This window comes from Burkholderia lata (assembly GCF_902499335.1).
In the GTDB taxonomy this organism is placed as follows: domain Bacteria; phylum Pseudomonadota; class Gammaproteobacteria; order Burkholderiales; family Burkholderiaceae; genus Burkholderia; species Burkholderia lata_B.
In genome coordinates this window covers 304,723-321,516 of the sequence record NZ_CABVQK010000007.1, presented here as the reverse complement: position 1 = coordinate 321,516, position 16,794 = coordinate 304,723, and the positions used below count along the sequence as shown (strand labels likewise).

The window sequence follows — 16,794 nt, the reverse complement described above, 5'->3', positions numbered from 1 at the left end:
GGATACGCTAGCTAGTCCGCGTAACCGGGATTGCGCCGATCGAGCCGGCGCAGCAAACCGGGCCAGACGAGCGCGCCGGCGCCCATCCCGCGCGTCACCGCGGCGATCTGCTGCTTGATGCCGTCGAGAATCGGTTGCGCGATCGGCAGCAGCGCCGAGCCGCCGGCCTGCGCGCGGACCTGGATCATGCAGGCCGCTTCGAAGAAGTACATCGCGACGAACGCGTCTGCCGGCGTCGCGCCGACGGTCAGCAGGCCGTGGTTGCGCAGCATCAGGTTCGTGTTGGCGCCGAGGTCGCGCACGAGGCGCGCCTTCTCGCCCTCGTTGAGCGCAATGCCCTCGTAGTCGTGATAGCCGAGCGACGCCAGCACGCCGAGCGACTGCTGCGACAGCGGCAGCAAGCCCCCTTCCTGCGCCGATACGGCGACACCGTTGATCGAATGCGTATGCATCACGCACAGTGCGTCGTCGCGTGCCGCATGCACCGCGCTGTGGATCGTGAAGCCGGCCGGATTGATCTCGTACGGCGATTCGGACACCTTGCGTCCGTCGAGATCCACCTTCACCAGCGACGATGCCGTGATCTCGTCAAACATCATCCCGTACGGGTTGATCAGGAAATGATGCTCCGGGCCGGGCACGCGCGCGGAAATATGGGTGAACACGAGATCGTCCCAGCCGAACAGCGCGGTGAGGCGATAGGCCGCCGCGAGATTGACTCGCGCTTCCCATTCGGCGGGGGAAACCGACTGCTTCACACTGACTTCGGATGAGGTCACGTCACGCTCCTTGCTCAGGGGTCGATATGTACCGGGCCGCATGATGCGGCCCGGCGTGGGGGATATTGTGCGTCAACCGGCGTGCGGCTTCGCGAGCTGATCGGCAACCGGCAGGCTGCGGATGCGCGTGCCGGTCGCCGCGAAGATCGCGTTGGTCAGTGCCGGCGCGACGGGCGGCAGGCCCGGCTCGCCCACGCCGCCGAGCGGCGTCGCAAAATCGTCCGGCGCAACGAGATGCACGCGGATTTCGCGCGGCGCTTCGTTCATTCTCAGCACCTGGAAGCCGTTGAAGTTGCTCTGCTCCGGATGGCCGTCCTTGAACGTGATCTCGCCGTGCAGCGCGATGCCGAGCCCCATCACCACCGCGCCCTCGAGCTGCGAACGCACGCGCTCCGGATTGACCTGCGGCCCGCAGTCGATCGCGATATCGACTCGCGGCACCGTGATCTTGCCGTCGGCATCGACCTGTACCTCGCACACCGCCGCCGTGTACGACACGAAGCTGCGATGCGCGGCGATTCCGAGCCCGTGCCACTTCGGCAGCTTGCGCCCCCAGCCGGCTTCGCGCGCAACCGTCTCGACCACGCGCCGCAGCCGCCCGGTATCGACCGGATACAGCGCCGGATCCTCGCCGTAGTTCACGTTCTTCACCGTGATGTGCGGCTCGAACCGCCGCGCGGGCCCGATCAGTTCGAGCAGGAAATCCTTCGGGTCGCGACCGGCCGCGTGCGCCAGCTCCGACACGAAGCTCTGGATGCCGAACGCATGCGGGATGTTGTAGACCGAGCGGAACCAGCCGATCCGCGTATGCGCTTGCGCGGCCGGATTCTCGATCCGCACGTTCGGAATCGCGAACGGCAGGTCGGCGATCCCCTGCGCGAGTTCGCCCGGCTGCTCATGCACGACACCGGCCCTGAACGTCGACTGGATCGACGGCGCGACCGTGCGATGCTGCCACGCGACCACTTTCCCCGACGCATCGATTCCGCCGTCGAACGCTTCGAGCGACACCGCGTGGAAATAGTCGTGCGCGATGTCGTCCTCGCGCGTGAACGTCAGCTTGACGGGCGCGCCGACCGCCTTCGACAGCAGCGCCGCCTCCACCACGTAGTCCGGCTTCGACTTGCGGCCGAAACCACCGCCGAGCAGCGTCACGTTGACCGTCACGCGCTCCGCCGGCAAGCCAAGCGCCTTCGCGACCTCGTCGCGTGTAGTCTGCGGCGCCTGCGTGCAGGTCCACACTTCGCAGCGACCGTCCGCCACGCGCGCGACGGCTGCGGGCGGCTCCATCGTCGCGTGCGCGAGATGCGGAATGTAGTACGTCGCCCGCACGCGTTTCGCGGCACCGGCCAGCGCCGCCGCCGCATCGCCGTCTTGGCGGATCACGTCGCCCGGTTGCGCGGCAGCCGCCTCGAGCGTCTTGCGATACGCAGCCGAGTCGTAGTTCGCATTGGACCCGCGCTTCCAGTCGATCTTCAGTTGCGCGCGTGCCTGGATCGCTGTCCACGTATCGCGCGCGACGACGGCCACGCCGCCCAGCGGCTGGAAACCGGACGGCAGCGGTGCTGACGCGAGCTGCACGACCTTGACGACGCCCGGCAGTTTCTCCGCGGTCGATGCGTCGAACGACGCGACCGTGTCCCCGTAGGCCGGCGGGCGCGCGACGACCGCATACAGCATCCCGTCGAGCCGCGTGTCGATTCCGTAATGCGCGCGGCCGCCGACGATGTCGCGTCCGTCGATCAGCGCCGTTTCGCCCTTGCCGATATAGCGGAATTCGGCCGGCGCTTTCAGCGCCACCGTTGCGGGATCCGGCGCCGGCAGCGTAGCGGCTTTCGCCGCCAGTTCGCCGAACCCGAGCTTGCGCCCGCTTTTCGTGTCGACGACCTCGTGCACCGTCGCCTTGACCTGACGCGCATCGACGCCCCACGCCGCGGCGGCGGCCTGTTCGAGCATCGTGCGCGCGGCCGCGCCCGCGCGGCGCAACGCGGCAAAGCTCTGGCGCAGGCTGCGCGACCCGTCGGTGTTCTGGTTGCCGTAGCGCGGCTCGTCGCCAACGGCCTGCGCAACCTTCACGCGCGCCCAGTCCGCGCCCAGCTCATCCGCCACCACGAGCGCGACGCTCGTGCGCACGCCCTGCCCCATCTCGGAACGGATGCAGGTCACAGTGACGGTGCCATCCGGCGCGATTGCGACGAACAGGTGCGGATCGTCGCGCAACCCGTGCGGCATCCCCGCGCCGCCATACTGCGGATTCGCGCTGACGGGCGGCTGCACCGGCACGGCCGCGCGCACGAGCGACGGCACGCCGAACGCGAGCAGCAGCCCGCCGGATGCGAAGCCGAGCAGCAGCGCGCGGCGGCTTTCGTTCTGGACGGAGAGCTCGGGCGCGCTCATGCGGCACCTCCGCGGCGCACGGCCAGGCGGATCGCCGCGCGAATGCGCGTGTAGGTGCCGCAGCGGCAGATGTTGCCGGACATCGCATCGTCGATGTCGGCGTCGGTCGGATGCGGATTCGTCTTCAGCAGCGACGCGGCCTGCATGATCTGCCCGGACTGGCAGTAGCCGCACTGCGCGACGTTCAGTTCCTGCCAGGCCTGCTGCAGCGGATGGGTCAGGTCGGTCGACAGTCCCTCGATCGTCGTCACGCGCTTACCGGAAGCGGCCGCGACCGGGGTGATGCACGACCGGATCGCGACGCCGTCGAGGTGCACGGTGCACGCGCCACACAGCGCCATGCCGCAGCCGAACTTGGTGCCGGTGTGGCCGAGGACATCGCGCAGATACCAGAGCAACGGCATGTCGGGATTGCCGTCGAAGTGCTGCTCGCTACCGTTGACGGTCAGCGTGATCATCGTTCACCTCCTGGTCGAGGCGCCCGCATCGCACCACGGGTGCCGGGTGGGGATTCGAACGGTAGCGGGTGCGTTCTGCCGCGCCGGCCCGGTGCCGTCTTGTGGACTGCTCCGCCGGCAGAACCGGCGGTCGATGCGTTGTTATTGGTGCGGCTGGCTGAGGATGGCTATCGGGTATGCGATACGGATGGATAGCGGACACGCGCCAGCCCGGATTCTGCCCCATGCAAACCGTCACTCAGGCAACGCGACCATGTCGGGACTGCCAGAAACGGCGCCCCGGATCGCGGCACCTGCGTGCCAGGTTCGGCCCCGGCGGCATCGACATCGCGCCGGGGAGCCAGAATCGTATGCAGAATGGCCCGGGCTCCAACTCTAACTGATGTGCGGCAGTTTTGCGCCGTAGGCACGTGTCGGTACGGACGTGGCAAACCGGGGGAAATGTCGAACGGGAATCGACGACGCATGACGAGCGTCATGCGGACGGAACCAACTGACGAGCCGGTCCCGGCGAGCGGCGCGATGGCGACGCGAGGCAGCCGCTCCATCCGCGGAGGACGTTGTGCGTGCCCAAGCGATTCGAGCGACACGTCCGGACGGAGCGTCCCGCGAATCAAGGTGCTGCCGGTTAGTGGCAGTGCTTCGTTACATCCGGACTACGTCCGCTACAACCTTCTTGCGGTTCCTGAAGCAATAGATCGCGATCGCGGCATTCTTCAGGGCGCCGCGAGCATCGAACGCAATCCTCCCGGTCGCACGGTCATACTGCGTGGCCTCGATCCGCACTCAAGCGATCGCCGGGCATCCCGCTCGCCCGGCACGCGGCTGCCCCATCACGCTCACCTCGACCTCAACGCCTGCAACCCCAGCGTGAGCGGATTGAACGGCATCTCCGACGCCCCCATCGAAAAGCTCGTCGCCTTCGACGGCACCCCCGGATTGCGCATCAGCGCGTGAACGATCCGCTCGCTCGCATGACCGTCGCCATACGGATTGCTCGCGCGCGCCATTTCCCCGTAAGCGCTCTCGCTGTCGAACAGCCGTGACGCCTCCCACACGATCCGCTCCTGATCGGTGCCGACGAGCCGCGCGGTGCCCGCCTGGATCGCCTCGGGCCGCTCCGTCGTCTCGCGCGTGACCAGGACCGGCTTGCCCAGTGCCGGCCCTTCTTCCTGAATGCCGCCCGAATCGGTGATGATGAAATGCGCGCGCGACATCAGGAATACGAACGACAGATACTCCTGCGGCTCGATCAGGTAGATGTTCGACAGGTGGCCGAGCCGTGCCCGCGCCGGCTCCCGGACGTTCGGATTCATGTGCAGCGGATAGACGAACTGCGCGTCGGGATAGCGGTTCGCGAGCGTGCACAGTGCGTCGCAGAAATTCTGGAACGGCTCGCCGAAACTTTCTCTTCGATGCCCGGTGATCAGCACGACACGACGCGACGGGTCGAGAAACGGAAACTGTCCGGCGACCTTTTCCGTCAGTTCGGTGGTGCAGTCCAGCATGCGCTTGACCTCGTGCAGCGCATCGATCACGGTGTTGCCCGTCAGCACGACCGCCCCGCCCGGTACGCCCTCGCTGAGCAGGTTGTCGCGTGCCTGCCCGGTCGGCGCGAAATGCCACGACGACACTGCGTCGGTCACGCGGCGGTTCAACTCCTCCGGCCACGGCGACCAGATGTCGCCGCTGCGCAAGCCGGCCTCGACGTGCCCGACAGGTAAATAGCGGTAGAACGCCGCAAGACTGACCGCGAGCGTGGTCGTCGTATCGCCGTGGACAAGCACGACGTCCGGACGCAATTCGTCGAAGACGATGCCGACTGCCTGCAGAATGCCGGTCGTCACGTCGGTCAGCGTCTGACTTTGCCGCATCACGTTGAGATCGTAGTCGGGCTTGATGTCGAACAGCGTCAGCACCTGATCGAGCATTTCGCGGTGCTGCGCAGTCACGCATACCCTGGCGTCGACACCCGCTTGTGCTTTCAATGCACGCACCAGCGGTGCCATCTTGATGGCCTCAGGCCGAGTACCGAACACAAGCAAAATCTTTTTCATCGTTATCCTCGTTGAGCCATTTCGCGCTGAATGACCCTGCTCGTGGCGCGAAGCATGTATTCAGGCGGCACTTCCCGTACGCGCACGCAGTCGACACGTTGCGGTGTCGTGGAGCGAGCGCGCCGCCCTGTCCGCGCGGTCTACGCCACGCGAATCGTCGTACTACCGGCGTCCCGTTGCACTTGATCAGTCACGTCATGAGTCGTTCCTCGCCTGGCCACGCGTCACGTCTGTTCGTCACGTCCCTTCCTCTACAGCAAAATTCAAACCAGCCGCCCTGCGGCCGTGTCCGATTCACGCTGCATGCGCCGCGCCCATGCGTCGCGCGAAGGAATGTTTCACAACTGCTACGCGTGTCGCATCGCCGGTCAAGCGCGATACAGGCAAACATCCGGGCTGTCGCACGGTTCCTCGGCGGCGTCGTCCGACGAATCGCGCGCTCATGTCGAGCGTCGATTGCGCAGCGGATCTCACGCATCTGGCGAAGCGCGTTGCGTTTCCTCGATCCACCACTTTTGTCTGTGCAGCAGGCGGCGCAGTCGACCGCACGGCCGCGGTCGTGCCCGAGGGATTTACCCGACACGCAACGTCGTTCACGTCGCACGAATCGCGCGGGTCGGAAATGTTGCGAATGTGTAACGCAGATCCGGAACGGGGCCGTTACATCGGGATCCGGTTCATGCAACGCATCGAACGCATGGAACGCGCCGGCATCCCGGCCGATGCACACGCAACGAACGGCTTGAGGCGCACCACCGCGTCGAGTCGTGCTACCAAGGCCGCACAGGTTCGGCAGACAATTCGCTCGCCGCATCACGCGTGCGGGCCGAAACACCGGTCGCGCGCGGGCATTCGGCCTGCGCGCACGCTGATTCTTCGATGAATCAAAATCCGCCGCCTTCGTTTGCGCCACGCCGCCGGCCTCCGCCCCCGTCCCTTGCTGCGCGCGGCATCGCAGACGATGGCTCACGCCTTGCTTAATGACGATCAGGTGTGCCCCGAAGCACTCGCCAGACAGCGGACGGACGGGGACACCCAAGCAGCGAAGCCGGGAGGAAACGCGACACGTCCTGCCTGGAGCGAAAGACGAGCGCTCCTGCGCGTCGCACGTGCCGACGTGTCCTGTCGAAGCACGCGCGATCCGCGAGCCTGGCTCCGGCTCCGATGTAGTGAGCCCGCTCGTGAACGCAAATATCGGTACCAGCCTCGGGTTCACCCGCGCCACGGTGAACCGAGCCACAAAGTCGACACGCTCGCCGGGCGCGACGCGGCCAACGCCGCACCCGGCGACGATTACACAGGACTACCGCGCAGGAGCCCAAGATCATGAAACGGCCCGCGCTTTGCCCGACCGCACGCTCGCGCGCAGCGGCCACCGTTGCGCTCGTCGCCTGCTGTATCGCCGCGTGCGGCTTTGCGCTGCACACGAGCGCCGCCGAACTCCGGCTCAACGGGCTGTACCAGCGCGCCGACGGTGCGATCACCGTGCGCCTGAACGGCATCGGCATCGATCCGTATTTCGCGGCGAAGGCGCTGCTCGCCGCGTCCGACGCGCAACTCGACGCCCGTCAGGCTGCACTCGCGTGGATCGCATGGTTGCTGCCGCGCCAGCGCCCGGATGGCGGCTTCGATCGCTACTGCGTGAAGAACGGCCGCTACCGTGCATGTGCCGACGCGGAAACCGACGACGCGATGATGGCGACCTGGATCGAATTGCTCGCCCGCTTCGCGCCGGCCGATGGCTTGCCCGCCGCGTGGGAACTCAGCCTCAACCGCGCCGGCACGCATCTGGACACGCTGCTCGACAAGCCCTCCGGCGTCTACCAGATCTCGTCGTCGCTGCACGTCGCGCTGCTGATGGACAACGTCGAGGTACACAGCGCGTTCCAGGCCCTCGCAGCGCACTACGTCCGGCGCGCCGACTACACGCATGCGGGCCCGTGGAGCCAGCGTGCCGACCGGCTTGCATCCGCGATCCTGAAGGTGTTCTGGCGCGGCACGGGATCCGGCTTTCGCGCCAGCACGCAGCAGGTCAGCGATTCGAGTTTCTATCCGGCGAAGATCGCGCAGATCCTCCCGCTCCTGTCCAGTATTCAGGTACCCGAACAATCTGGCGAGACGATCTATACGCAATGGATACGGAAGTACGCCAAGAGCTGGCAGCAACTCGCCAATACCGACTATCCATGGGGCTTGATCGCGCTGGTCGCGGTCAAGATGAACGATTGGGGCACGGTCGCCTGCTGGCAAGCGCGATCGGGGCCATACCGGCACGGCGCACACTGGAACGTACTAGAGGAGTCGCTTTATCTGGCATTCGAAAGCCGGATGGCCGCCCCCGTCATACCCGCTCGATGCGGATTCACGACGGCGGCGGCAACGGCAACGGTAACCGCATCGCGCTGATGCAACGGTGCACGCGGTTCATGATGGCTAAAAGGGAAGGAGACGTGTCATGTGTGGCATCGTCGGCGCGGTCGCGCAACGGGACATCGTCCCGATTCTGATTGAAGGTTTGCGTCGCCTCGAATATCGCGGCTACGATTCATGCGGCGTGGCGACGGTCGTCGACGGCCAGGCGCGTCGCGAGCGCAGTGTGTCGCGCGTCGCCGATCTCGACGCGCACGTGCGCACCGCCGGCCTGACCGGCAGCACCGGCATCGCGCACACGCGCTGGGCAACGCACGGCGCACCGGCAACCTGCAACGCGCATCCGATCTTCTCGCGCGACGAAATCGCGCTCGTGCACAATGGCATCATCGAGAACCACGAAACGTTGCGCAAGCAACTTTCAGACGAACACTACGAATTCGATGGTCAGACCGACACCGAGGTCGTCGCGCACCTGATCCACAGCAAGTATCGCGGCGACCTGCTCGCCGCCGTGCGCTCGGCAACGTCGCAGCTTCACGGTGCCTACGCGATCGCGGTGTTCAGCAAGCACGAGCCGCAGCGGCTGATCGGCGCGCGGGTCGGCTCGCCGCTCGTCGTCGGTATAAAAGACGGCGAATGCTTTCTTGCCTCCGACGCGCTCGCACTTGCCGGCATCACCGACCGCTTCATCTTCCTCGAGGAAGGTGACATCGTCGAGTTGACGCCGGGCGGTGTGCGCGTGCTCGATCGCGGCGGCGCACCGGTCGAGCGCGCGGTACAAACCATTTCCTCCGCCGAGGCCGCGGTCGAACTCGGGCCGTACCGGCATTTCATGCAGAAGGAGATTTTCGAGCAGCCGCAGGCCGTGGCCGCGACCATCCCGGATGCGGGGCTGTTCGACCCGGCCGTGTTCGGCCCCGACGCCGCGCGGGCGTTCGAGCAGATCGACAACGTGCTGATTCTCGCGTGCGGCACGAGTCACTATTCCGGCCTGACCGCGCGCCGCTGGCTCGAAACGATCGCGCGCGTGCCGGCGCAGGTCGAGATCGCGAGCGAATACCGTTACAGCGACGCGCTCGCGACGCCGAATACGTTGGTGGTGAGCGTGTCGCAATCCGGCGAGACCGCCGACACGCTCGCCGCGCTCAAGTACGCGCAAGCGCTCGGCCATATCGACACGCTGGCGATCTGCAACGTGCCGACCAGCGCGATGATGCGGCAGACCGGCTTGCGCTTCCTGACGCGGGCCGGCCCGGAAATCGGCGTCGCGTCGACCAAGGCGTTCACGACGCAGCTCGTCGCGCTGTTCATTCTCGCCGTCACGCTCGGCCGGCTGCGCGGCTACGTCGACGATGCGCAGCTCGCGCGCTACACGATGCAGTTGCGGCGCCTACCCTACGCGCTCGAGGATGTGCTTGGGCTCGAGCCGCAGATCGAGCGCTGGGCGGCGGAATTCTCGCAGCACGAGAATGCGCTGTTTCTCGGGCGCGGGCTGCACTACCCGATCGCGCTCGAAGGTGCGCTGAAGCTGAAGGAGATTTCGTATATCCACGCGGAGGCGTATCCCGCGGGCGAGTTGAAGCACGGGCCGCTCGCGCTCGTGACCCACACGATGCCCGTCGCGACGATCGCGCCGAACGACGCTCTGCTCGAGAAGCTGAAGTCGAACATGCAGGAAGTGCGGGCGCGCGGCGGGCAGCTTTACGTGTTCGCCGATGCCGATACGCGGATCGACAACAGCGAAGGTGTGTCGGTACTGCGGATGCCCGATTACTACGGGTTGTTGTCGCCGATCCTGCACGTCGTGCCTCTGCAGTTGCTCGCGTATCACGCGGCGTGTTTGCGCGGTGCGGATATCGACAAGCCGAGGAATCTGGCGAAATCGGTGACGGTGGAGTGAGGGGGTTGGGTAACCCGGGGCGGACTGGTGAAGGTCTTTGAAGGATGTAGCTGGCCCGCCCTACACGATTCAAACGTGTGACCTACGTTTTGGAAGGCCGTTGCTCGTGTAGCGCCGCGCCTTGCTGGGTGCAGCTTGTATCCAACTCGCCAGGGCGGCGTCGCTACAGCCGTGCTACCGGCCCGCAGGGACGCCGGGTATGCGTGCCCTTCGCAGTCGCTTAGACTACCCTTACGCGAGCTTTCCGCCGTGCAGTGCGGCGAGCGCGGAAAATGCGCAAGTCCACATGTCGAATGCTGGAACGCCCGGTCGATCCGCGATGGCTCGCCGACGTCCGACAGCGGGCGTAAGAAACGTCAATCGAATTTCAGGAGCGCCATCAATGCGGCGGTAGCAGCACCGTCGCCCCCGAAGCTCTCCAGATACTGGCGCTGTCCCGGCTTCACTCGAACCTTATCGGTGTAGCGATATGGGCCGGGACCGTCAGGCACGATGACGTACACGGTGTCTCCGCCTACGATCAGATTGGCAACATCGTGATAGGCCATCGCCTTGCCCGCATCCAATCCGATATTTCCGTCCTTGTCCTTGCTGAGCTGATGCACCTTTGCCTCGGCCACTTCGCCCACCGTCGCATCTAGCTTGACCATCGAAATTCCGTAGTAGCTCATCGCCGCTCCCGAACGGTTTAGGACCAAGGCTACTCGCCCGCTGATGACGAGGATGGACAATCGGCAGATCAAGCGCGACCGATCTCTTGACGTGCACACCAAATAAATCAGCGCTGCGCACCTTCACCGGTCCACCAGCCCATCGCCATCGCTGAGTTGTCCAGCGCACATCAGCTCCGCAGTCCCGCGCAGAAATCTCTATCGAATTTTGGCCCGGAGCGGGCGACCAACTATGAGCGCGGCGTCACAACGCAGGCAACACTGGTCGATTGTTCGGAAGGTACCGAAATACATGCGAATGCTCCGCCGTGGTTGAATGCTGAAACCGGCTGCCCTATGGACGCGTCGGCATCGCCCCTCATAAGGCTTAGAGACGCGAGGAAGTCCGTATTCGCTTTTTTATCCGAGCCCGGGTTCAGCATGTTATTGACTATGCCCACGGCACCGACAAAGTGCATAAGATTGACGGGATCGGATCGGTCTCCTACCACGCCAATCCTTGTAATCTTGTCAGCACTGTTGACGTAAAGGTGAATTCCAAGCTGGCTCTCAAAATGCCCATTCGCCAAATCGAGCTTCTTCAGTTCAGCTATCCCTCGTTGAAAACGTTCGTCATTAAGCGTTACTTCGATTCCATCCTTTTTCTTGCTCATTCGTCGGATCGTGTCTTCCCCGTCGGCCGTTGCCAGCTCGTCATACTGCTTTCGGAATGTTTCCGGTTTAAGGTCGACCCAAATGTCTACTGACTACGGCTGCGCGCTAACAGCCGAAACTGCTGGCGCATTAGGGCTAGACGCTGGCGATACCGTAGACGATTGGTCCGATTCACTGCACGCAGTCAGAGCAATCACAGCCGAACACACCCAAATCAACGCTTTCATAATTCCCCGTGTTGTGATTTCAAATTATCTGCTCACATTCTGACTCAATTGCGAAACATACTGCAACTTCCAATTCAAGTCCGGGAGAAATGATGGCGGACGGCAATGCAGCATTGATCGCATTCGTTAGTGTGCTCGCTGGTGGCTATGTCAACAATTTCTTGGCAAAGGACTATCGCCGGTTTCGTGACGGCACTGCACTAGCCGGGGAATTAGCCTCACACACGGCGGCATTTCCCATGCTGCGGGACATGTTGAATGGCATGATCGCGGCGATTGAGCAGGGACAGCGCCTTAGACTTCGGCGCTTCGCCCCTCCCAACGACCCGGTTTATGAAAGTAACGTCGGCTAGCTCGGTTTGCTCCCAAGCAAAGCGGCAGAAGACACCGCATTTGCATACCAACAAATCCGGGCGTTCCGCTTGAACTTCGCCATAGTGCTTTCCGACCACGAGCAAATGAGCAATGACGAAATTGAGGCGCGGCTTACAGGATGCCTTGACACGGTCAACAGGGAAGACCAACGCCTTCAGGAACTGATCGCCAACCTTAAGGCATTGCCCAACCAGCGGTACTTGGATACCAGAACAAATCGGCTGCGCGCAATGTCCTCGTCAATAGGCTAACTTCGGTCTGCAATTGGTACGCAACATCGCGAGCAAGCTAGTACGCGAGCTCACTCTGAGCACCGTGAGCGCAGTTCCGCGTGCTGATCGGAGTGCGCTCGACTCGCAACTCGTTGATCTTTCGGGAAGACTTGGCCCGCCCTACACGATTCGAACGTGTGACCTACGGCTTAGAAGGCCGAAAGACTAGGCATTTACGGGTGTTGATGAACGTCGCCAAAAACCCTCTAAATCCTTACCTGATAAGGCTTTCAAAAAAATCCCGACTCACCAGCCCGTTGACATGTGTTGATCAAAATTGCCAAAATCGGGTTCCGGATTGGTTCCGGAATCTACCCTAAGTGAGGGCGGCGACGATGGCAAAGGTCAATTTCACGGCGGGCAAGGTAGCGGCACACACCTGCCCCAAGGGCAAATCCGAAGCCTTCCTGTGGGACAGCGGCGCGCCCGGTCTTGGTCTTCGCGCAAACGCGGGCGGCACAAAACGGTATGTGCTCCAAGCGAAATTGCGCGGCTCACTTGTGCGCATCTCGATTGGCGACCCATCCGTTTGGAGCATCGAGAAGGCACGCGTTGAAGCACGCCGCCTGAAAACGCTTCTCGACAGTGGTGTAGACCCGCGCGAACAGGCAGCAGAACACGCCGCCGCCCACGAAGCGCGGAAAGCCGAAGCCAAGCGACAAGATGCGACCGTGCACGAAGCTTGGGCGGCTTATCTTGACGCAAACCGGTCGCGATGGAGCGAGCGCCATCTATTCGACCATGAGAATCTGGCACACGCTGGCGGCGAGCCGAGAAAGCGCGGGAAAGGTGTGACGGTCGCGGGACCGCTCGCCGCGCTCATGCCGTTGAAGCTGTCGACCTTAACCGCCGACGTGGTCGCCGCGTGGCTCGCATCCGAATCGCTAACGCGCCCGACAAATGCCGAGCAGAGTTATCGGAAGCTGCGCGCCTTCATCCGCTGGTGTAACGACCGGCCGGAATACGGCGGCATCATTGCACCAAACGCATACAACGCGCGCGCCGTCAGAAGCGCCGTACCGCGCACCAAGGCGAAAGATGATTGCCTGCAACGGGAACAGTTATCGGCTTGGTTCGACGCCGTCCGCAAGCTCGGCAATCCGGTCATTGCGGCTTATCTGCAAGCGTTGCTCATCACAGGCGCGCGCCGCGAGGAAATGGCGGCACTCCGATGGACCGACGTCGATTTTCAATGGCGCTCGCTGTCCATCGCCGACAAGGTCGAAGGTTCGCGCGCCATCCCGCTCACACCGTACCTAGCCAGTGTCCTGCGGGAACTCAAGCGCTTGAATGACACGCCGCCGAACATCCGTCAAATACGGGACTTGACTGCCAAAGGCGAATCATGGTCGCCCTCCCCTTGGGTTTTCGCGAGCAAAAAATCGGCGGACGGAAAAATCGCCGAGCCGCGCATCGCGCATAACCAAGCGCTCGCGGTAGCCGGCCTTCCTCATCTGAGCCTGCACGGCCTCCGGCGTTCGTTCGGGACGCTCGCAGAATGGGTCGAGGTTCCGGTCGGTGTCATCGCTCAAATTCAAGGTCACAAGCCGTCCGCCATCGCGGAAAAACACTACCGCCGCCGTCCGCTCGACCTGCTGCGCAAGTGGCACGACAACATCGAAGCATGGATGTTAGAACAGGCCGGCATCGAATTCGATGCGAAGGTCGAGCCGCAAGGCTTGCGCATCGCTCAGTGACTAAGCATTAGAATCGAACGAAGCGGCGGGGAACGATGTTCGTGCATCGGACCCCGCCTAACCACGAACGGCCTTCAGGGAGGCTCGCATCATGGCTACGTTCGATTTTACAAGCGGCACGCGTGCACTTGATAAGGTGTTGCGTTGGAATACGTTGGACGAAGCCGCATCGTTGCTTTCGGAAATCACGAATGAGGCGTGGACGCCGCGCCGCATCCTGAGCAACGTGTTAGACATGTATCGCGCTCCACAAAGCAAAATCCCGCCGCCGACTTGCCTGCGGTGCGCGCCGCCACGCGGCACAAAATTCGCCCGGTACAAATGGGATGCCGAGAACGGGACGCCTAGCAATCCATTCGTGTATGTGTGCGCCGCGTCGTATCAAACCGTGGCGCTCTATTCGGCTCAGGTAGACGACCTGCTGAAGACGGGCGAAGCCGCTATTTCGGTAGCGCAACGCCCCGAAGACGATTACGGACGGCCGGACGAATATGTGTTCGTCGAACCGCCAGAGCAAGCGCTAACCGTCGCTTTGTCGTCGGTCGGTATGAGCGCGGCCGGCCTGCAAGAGTTCGCCGCGCGTGTTATTGCCGAGCGCCCCGAAGTGACGAGCGCTACGCCACCGTCCGACTCCCCCGCCGACGTGGAGGATGCGACGCCCGCCGCCGTCGAGAAGCCGACCGTTACGAAGCACTCCATCAAAGCGCGCCGCAACGTGCTCGACCGGTTGATCGACCGGGCGATAGCGAGCGTCGGAAGCGAAGATACTCAGGCCGTGTTTCTAGTGCTCAAAGAGGCTGCGTTGGCCGCCGAGACGCCGTTTACTGGCGAAGTAAAGGGCGGGAAACTGTTCTACACGACCGTTGCTGATCAACTCGACTATCTGAACTCGGAAAGGCTGCGTCACCGGCTCAAGCCCCGTAAGCGGGCGGCAACGGGCGGCAACGGGCAATAACGGGCGGTTGCGGGCGCATCTATCGGTCAACTCGGAAACCTGCAAAAAAATCTGTATCGCCTTAACTCAAGCCGAACGGCAAGGTGATAAAGATGACGATGCAGCAATTTTCGGCGACTCAAGCCCACCGCCCGATGACTACCGAGGAGTTGGCGGAACTCCTCTCGCTTCGCCCGCAGTCCATCCGCAAGCGCTATTGCCAAACGGGTGCGTACTTCACGCTCCGCCCCGTCAAGCTGCCGAATGGTCGCCTCATGTGGCCGGCCGATGCCCTCGAAAAGCTCGCGGAGGGCATCTAAGATGAGCAAAAAAAATCGCCCGACCAATAACAATCAGCCGAGCGCGAACCAACGCCGCAAGTTTACCGGAACGAAAAATCCCCGTCATCTGCGCGCGCTGACCGCGCTGCAACGCCGCCCGATGCCGCGTGAAGAACTCGACCATTTCGCCGGCTGCTCGAATTCCCCCGCTCTCATCGCAAGCCTGCGCGCAAAGGGCCTCGCGTTGCCGTGTGTGCGCATCCCGTACATCGACCGCGACGGCCGCGAAGTGCGTCGCGGCGTGTATCGCCTCACGACCACCGACCGCCGCAAGGTCGCCCGCTGGATCAAAGTGCGGGAGGCGTAATGGACGACGTTCAAGCAATCAAAACCCGCATTAACCACATGATTGCGGTCGAACGCGACCGTTGCCGCCGCAAGATGGGCGCTGCGGCGTGGGCGCAGCACGAGGCATGGGTTACGGCACACATCGTCGCATCGGCGAAGGAATGGGTTGCGGTTCAATTGAAGGAGGGCCACCTCTAATGGATACCGACTTCATCGGCAATGCCGTGACCGACGAGGCACTTCAGCGTTCGCGCGATGTGGCCCAGTGCAAGAAAGCGCGTGAGGATTTTTTTGCACAACAAACCGTGCCAGCCGAAGTGCAGCCGATGCGCTATCGCCTGCAAACGGCGGATGACCTGTTGAATGCGCCGCCGCAACGTTGGCTCGTGCGTGGCGTCATCCCATCCGATGGGATGATTTCGATGTACGGACCGAGCGGGTCGGGAAAATCGTTCCTCGCCCTCGACCTTTGCGCTGCCATCGCGGGCGACGAAGAATGGTTTGGCTACCGCGTCACGGCTGTGCCCGTCGTCTATGTCGCACTCGAAGGTGAGGCTGGCTTGAGCAAACGCGCGCAGGCATGGACCGCTCACAACCGTCGCCCCTTGCCGGAAGGCTTGCGGTTCATCACGCAGTCGCTCGACCTCCGCAATCTGTCCGACGTGTCCGACCTCGTAGACGCCGTGAAGGCCGCTGGCGGCGCGGGGCTGCTCGTAATCGACACCTTGAATCGCGCTGCGCCTGGCGCTGACGAGAATAGCTCGAAGGATATGGGCCAAATCATCGCGAACCTCAAGGTCCTGCAAGAGAGCATCGGCGGTGCGGTGCTCGTTGTACATCACACGGGCAAAGATGTAAGCAAGGGTCTGCGCGGGCATTCGTCGCTGTTCGCGGCGCTCGATGCCGTTATCGAAGTGAAACGTGACGGCGGCCGTGAATGGTCGGTCGCAAAGAGCAAGGATGACGCGGACGGCGAGAAGCGCGCCTTCACGCTTCAGATTGTCGATGTGAGCAACGACGAGGACGGCGAACCGGTGTCGTCCTGTGTTGTCGCACCCGATGAGGCTGCGGCGGAAGTGTCGCGCGTGAAGCTGCCACAAGGTAAACACCAGCGCATCGTAATGGATGTTTTGGCAAAACCGTTCCGCGAATCGCGTAATTTCGGTAAGGGCGACGCGCCGTTCGGTCGCCCCTGCATCGAACTCGATGCTGCGATTTCGATTGCGGCCGCGCACATCCCATGCGAGGAGAAGCGCAGGAATGAGCGCGCAAAAGCCGCTATTACCGGCCTCGTCGCAAACGGCATCTACGGTGCAAAGGACGGTTGGCTCTGGGTGAAGTAATCCACCTTTCCCGTTCTCGAAGTCCTTC

General features: G+C 63.3%; 16 protein-coding genes and 2 tRNA genes. 10 read left to right on the top strand and 8 right to left on the bottom strand.

Going from position 1 to position 16,794, the window contains the following annotated elements:
* Positions 1–11: 11 nt before the first annotated feature.
* The 4 genes from BCO18175_RS19530 to wecB all read right to left on the bottom strand — a co-directional run bounded on the left by BCO18175_RS19530 (position 12) and on the right by wecB (position 5,691).
* Positions 12–779: a class II aldolase/adducin family protein gene (locus BCO18175_RS19530; RefSeq protein WP_174983278.1), complete on the bottom strand. Its 768-nt coding sequence runs from the start codon at positions 777–779 to the stop codon at positions 12–14.
* Between the two features lie 72 nt (positions 780–851).
* A complete protein-coding gene (locus BCO18175_RS19525) occupies positions 852–3,176 on the bottom strand; it encodes a xanthine dehydrogenase family protein molybdopterin-binding subunit (RefSeq protein WP_174983276.1) in 2,325 nt (774 codons plus the stop codon).
* Positions 3,173–3,634 (bottom strand): (2Fe-2S)-binding protein, encoded by a 462-nt coding sequence (locus BCO18175_RS19520; protein WP_034186692.1) that lies wholly within the window; start codon positions 3,632–3,634, stop codon positions 3,173–3,175. Before BCO18175_RS19520 ends, BCO18175_RS19525 begins: the two co-directional genes overlap by 4 nt.
* An 839-nt stretch (positions 3,635–4,473) precedes the next feature.
* A complete protein-coding gene (gene wecB, locus BCO18175_RS19515; protein WP_174983274.1) occupies positions 4,474–5,691 on the bottom strand; it encodes a non-hydrolyzing UDP-N-acetylglucosamine 2-epimerase in 1,218 nt (405 codons plus the stop codon).
* Positions 5,692–6,133: 442 nt separating this feature from the next.
* Here wecB and BCO18175_RS19510 point away from each other — a divergent pair, with 442 nt between their 5' ends.
* From BCO18175_RS19510 to glmS, 3 genes are all read left to right on the top strand, one after another.
* Positions 6,134–6,574 (top strand): hypothetical protein, encoded by a 441-nt coding sequence (locus tag BCO18175_RS19510; RefSeq protein ID WP_174983272.1) that lies wholly within the window; start codon positions 6,134–6,136, stop codon positions 6,572–6,574.
* Between the two features lie 443 nt (positions 6,575–7,017).
* Positions 7,018–8,097, top strand: coding sequence for a hypothetical protein (locus BCO18175_RS19505; protein ID WP_174983270.1), 1,080 nt, complete (start codon positions 7,018–7,020; stop codon positions 8,095–8,097).
* A gap of 49 nt (positions 8,098–8,146) precedes the next feature.
* Complete coding sequence (gene glmS / locus BCO18175_RS19500) at positions 8,147–9,964, top strand: glutamine--fructose-6-phosphate transaminase (isomerizing) (RefSeq protein WP_174983268.1); 1,818 nt, start codon at positions 8,147–8,149, stop codon at positions 9,962–9,964.
* A gap of 51 nt (positions 9,965–10,015) precedes the next feature.
* Here glmS and BCO18175_RS19495 read toward each other — a convergent pair.
* From BCO18175_RS19495 to BCO18175_RS19485, 3 genes are all read right to left on the bottom strand, one after another.
* Positions 10,016–10,122: transfer RNA gene (locus tag BCO18175_RS19495), tRNA-OTHER, on the bottom strand.
* Between the two features lie 198 nt (positions 10,123–10,320).
* Positions 10,321–10,635 (bottom strand): hypothetical protein, encoded by a 315-nt coding sequence (locus tag BCO18175_RS19490; protein ID WP_174983266.1) that lies wholly within the window; start codon positions 10,633–10,635, stop codon positions 10,321–10,323.
* Positions 10,636–10,865: 230 nt separating this feature from the next.
* On the bottom strand, positions 10,866–11,288 hold the full coding sequence (locus tag BCO18175_RS19485; protein WP_174983264.1) for a hypothetical protein: 423 nt from the start codon (positions 11,286–11,288) through the stop codon (positions 10,866–10,868).
* A gap of 320 nt (positions 11,289–11,608) precedes the next feature.
* Between BCO18175_RS19485 and BCO18175_RS19480 the strand changes: the two genes are divergently transcribed.
* Entirely contained in the window at positions 11,609–11,869 is a 261-nt protein-coding gene (locus BCO18175_RS19480; protein WP_174983262.1) for a hypothetical protein, read from the top strand.
* Between the two features lie 405 nt (positions 11,870–12,274).
* On the opposite strand, the gene BCO18175_RS19475 is transcribed toward BCO18175_RS19480, so the two are convergent.
* A tRNA-Arg gene (locus tag BCO18175_RS19475) sits at positions 12,275–12,342 on the bottom strand.
* 156 nt (positions 12,343–12,498) lie between these two features.
* Between BCO18175_RS19475 and BCO18175_RS19470 the strand changes: the two genes are divergently transcribed.
* The 6 genes from BCO18175_RS19470 to BCO18175_RS19445 all read left to right on the top strand — a co-directional run bounded on the left by BCO18175_RS19470 (position 12,499) and on the right by BCO18175_RS19445 (position 16,766).
* Positions 12,499–13,860: a tyrosine-type recombinase/integrase gene (locus BCO18175_RS19470; RefSeq protein ID WP_174983260.1), complete on the top strand. Its 1,362-nt coding sequence runs from the start codon at positions 12,499–12,501 to the stop codon at positions 13,858–13,860.
* Between the two features lie 91 nt (positions 13,861–13,951).
* On the top strand, positions 13,952–14,815 hold the full coding sequence (locus BCO18175_RS19465; protein WP_174983258.1) for a hypothetical protein: 864 nt from the start codon (positions 13,952–13,954) through the stop codon (positions 14,813–14,815).
* A 92-nt stretch (positions 14,816–14,907) separates the two neighbouring features.
* Positions 14,908–15,114: a helix-turn-helix domain-containing protein gene (locus tag BCO18175_RS19460; protein ID WP_174983257.1), complete on the top strand. Its 207-nt coding sequence runs from the start codon at positions 14,908–14,910 to the stop codon at positions 15,112–15,114.
* 1 nt (position 15,115) lies between these two features.
* Positions 15,116–15,442, top strand: a complete 327-nt coding sequence (locus BCO18175_RS19455; protein ID WP_174983255.1) for a hypothetical protein — start codon at positions 15,116–15,118, stop codon at positions 15,440–15,442.
* Positions 15,442–15,621, top strand: coding sequence for a hypothetical protein (locus BCO18175_RS19450; protein ID WP_174982957.1), 180 nt, complete (start codon positions 15,442–15,444; stop codon positions 15,619–15,621). The genes BCO18175_RS19455 and BCO18175_RS19450 overlap by 1 nt, the downstream gene beginning before the upstream one ends.
* On the top strand, positions 15,621–16,766 hold the full coding sequence (locus BCO18175_RS19445; RefSeq protein ID WP_254608129.1) for an AAA family ATPase: 1,146 nt from the start codon (positions 15,621–15,623) through the stop codon (positions 16,764–16,766). The genes BCO18175_RS19450 and BCO18175_RS19445 overlap by 1 nt, the downstream gene beginning before the upstream one ends.
* The last annotated feature ends 28 nt before the right edge of the window (positions 16,767–16,794 follow it).

What these genes read in the sequence shown, in the direction of transcription:
- BCO18175_RS19490 (WP_174983266.1), bottom strand. Translation starts at nt 10,635, where the DNA reads ATGAGCTACTACGGAATTTCGATGGTCAAGCTAGATGCGACGGTGGGC.
- wecB (WP_174983274.1), bottom strand. Translation starts at nt 5,691, where the DNA reads ATGAAAAAGATTTTGCTTGTGTTCGGTACTCGGCCTGAGGCCATCAAG.
- glmS (WP_174983268.1), top strand. Translation starts at nt 8,147, where the DNA reads ATGTGTGGCATCGTCGGCGCGGTCGCGCAACGGGACATCGTCCCGATT.
- BCO18175_RS19525 (WP_174983276.1), bottom strand. Translation starts at nt 3,176, where the DNA reads ATGAGCGCGCCCGAGCTCTCCGTCCAGAACGAAAGCCGCCGCGCGCTG.
- BCO18175_RS19485 (WP_174983264.1), bottom strand. Translation starts at nt 11,288, where the DNA reads ATGAGCAAGAAAAAGGATGGAATCGAAGTAACGCTTAATGACGAACGT.
- BCO18175_RS19465 (WP_174983258.1), top strand. Translation starts at nt 13,952, where the DNA reads ATGGCTACGTTCGATTTTACAAGCGGCACGCGTGCACTTGATAAGGTG.
- BCO18175_RS19510 (WP_174983272.1), top strand. Translation starts at nt 6,134, where the DNA reads ATGTCGAGCGTCGATTGCGCAGCGGATCTCACGCATCTGGCGAAGCGC.
- BCO18175_RS19480 (WP_174983262.1), top strand. Translation starts at nt 11,609, where the DNA reads ATGGCGGACGGCAATGCAGCATTGATCGCATTCGTTAGTGTGCTCGCT.
- BCO18175_RS19450 (WP_174982957.1), top strand. Translation starts at nt 15,442, where the DNA reads ATGGACGACGTTCAAGCAATCAAAACCCGCATTAACCACATGATTGCG.
- BCO18175_RS19505 (WP_174983270.1), top strand. Translation starts at nt 7,018, where the DNA reads ATGAAACGGCCCGCGCTTTGCCCGACCGCACGCTCGCGCGCAGCGGCC.
- BCO18175_RS19470 (WP_174983260.1), top strand. Translation starts at nt 12,499, where the DNA reads ATGGCAAAGGTCAATTTCACGGCGGGCAAGGTAGCGGCACACACCTGC.
- BCO18175_RS19520 (WP_034186692.1), bottom strand. Translation starts at nt 3,634, where the DNA reads ATGATCACGCTGACCGTCAACGGTAGCGAGCAGCACTTCGACGGCAAT.
- BCO18175_RS19455 (WP_174983255.1), top strand. Translation starts at nt 15,116, where the DNA reads ATGAGCAAAAAAAATCGCCCGACCAATAACAATCAGCCGAGCGCGAAC.
- BCO18175_RS19460 (WP_174983257.1), top strand. Translation starts at nt 14,908, where the DNA reads ATGACGATGCAGCAATTTTCGGCGACTCAAGCCCACCGCCCGATGACT.
- BCO18175_RS19445 (WP_254608129.1), top strand. Translation starts at nt 15,621, where the DNA reads ATGGATACCGACTTCATCGGCAATGCCGTGACCGACGAGGCACTTCAG.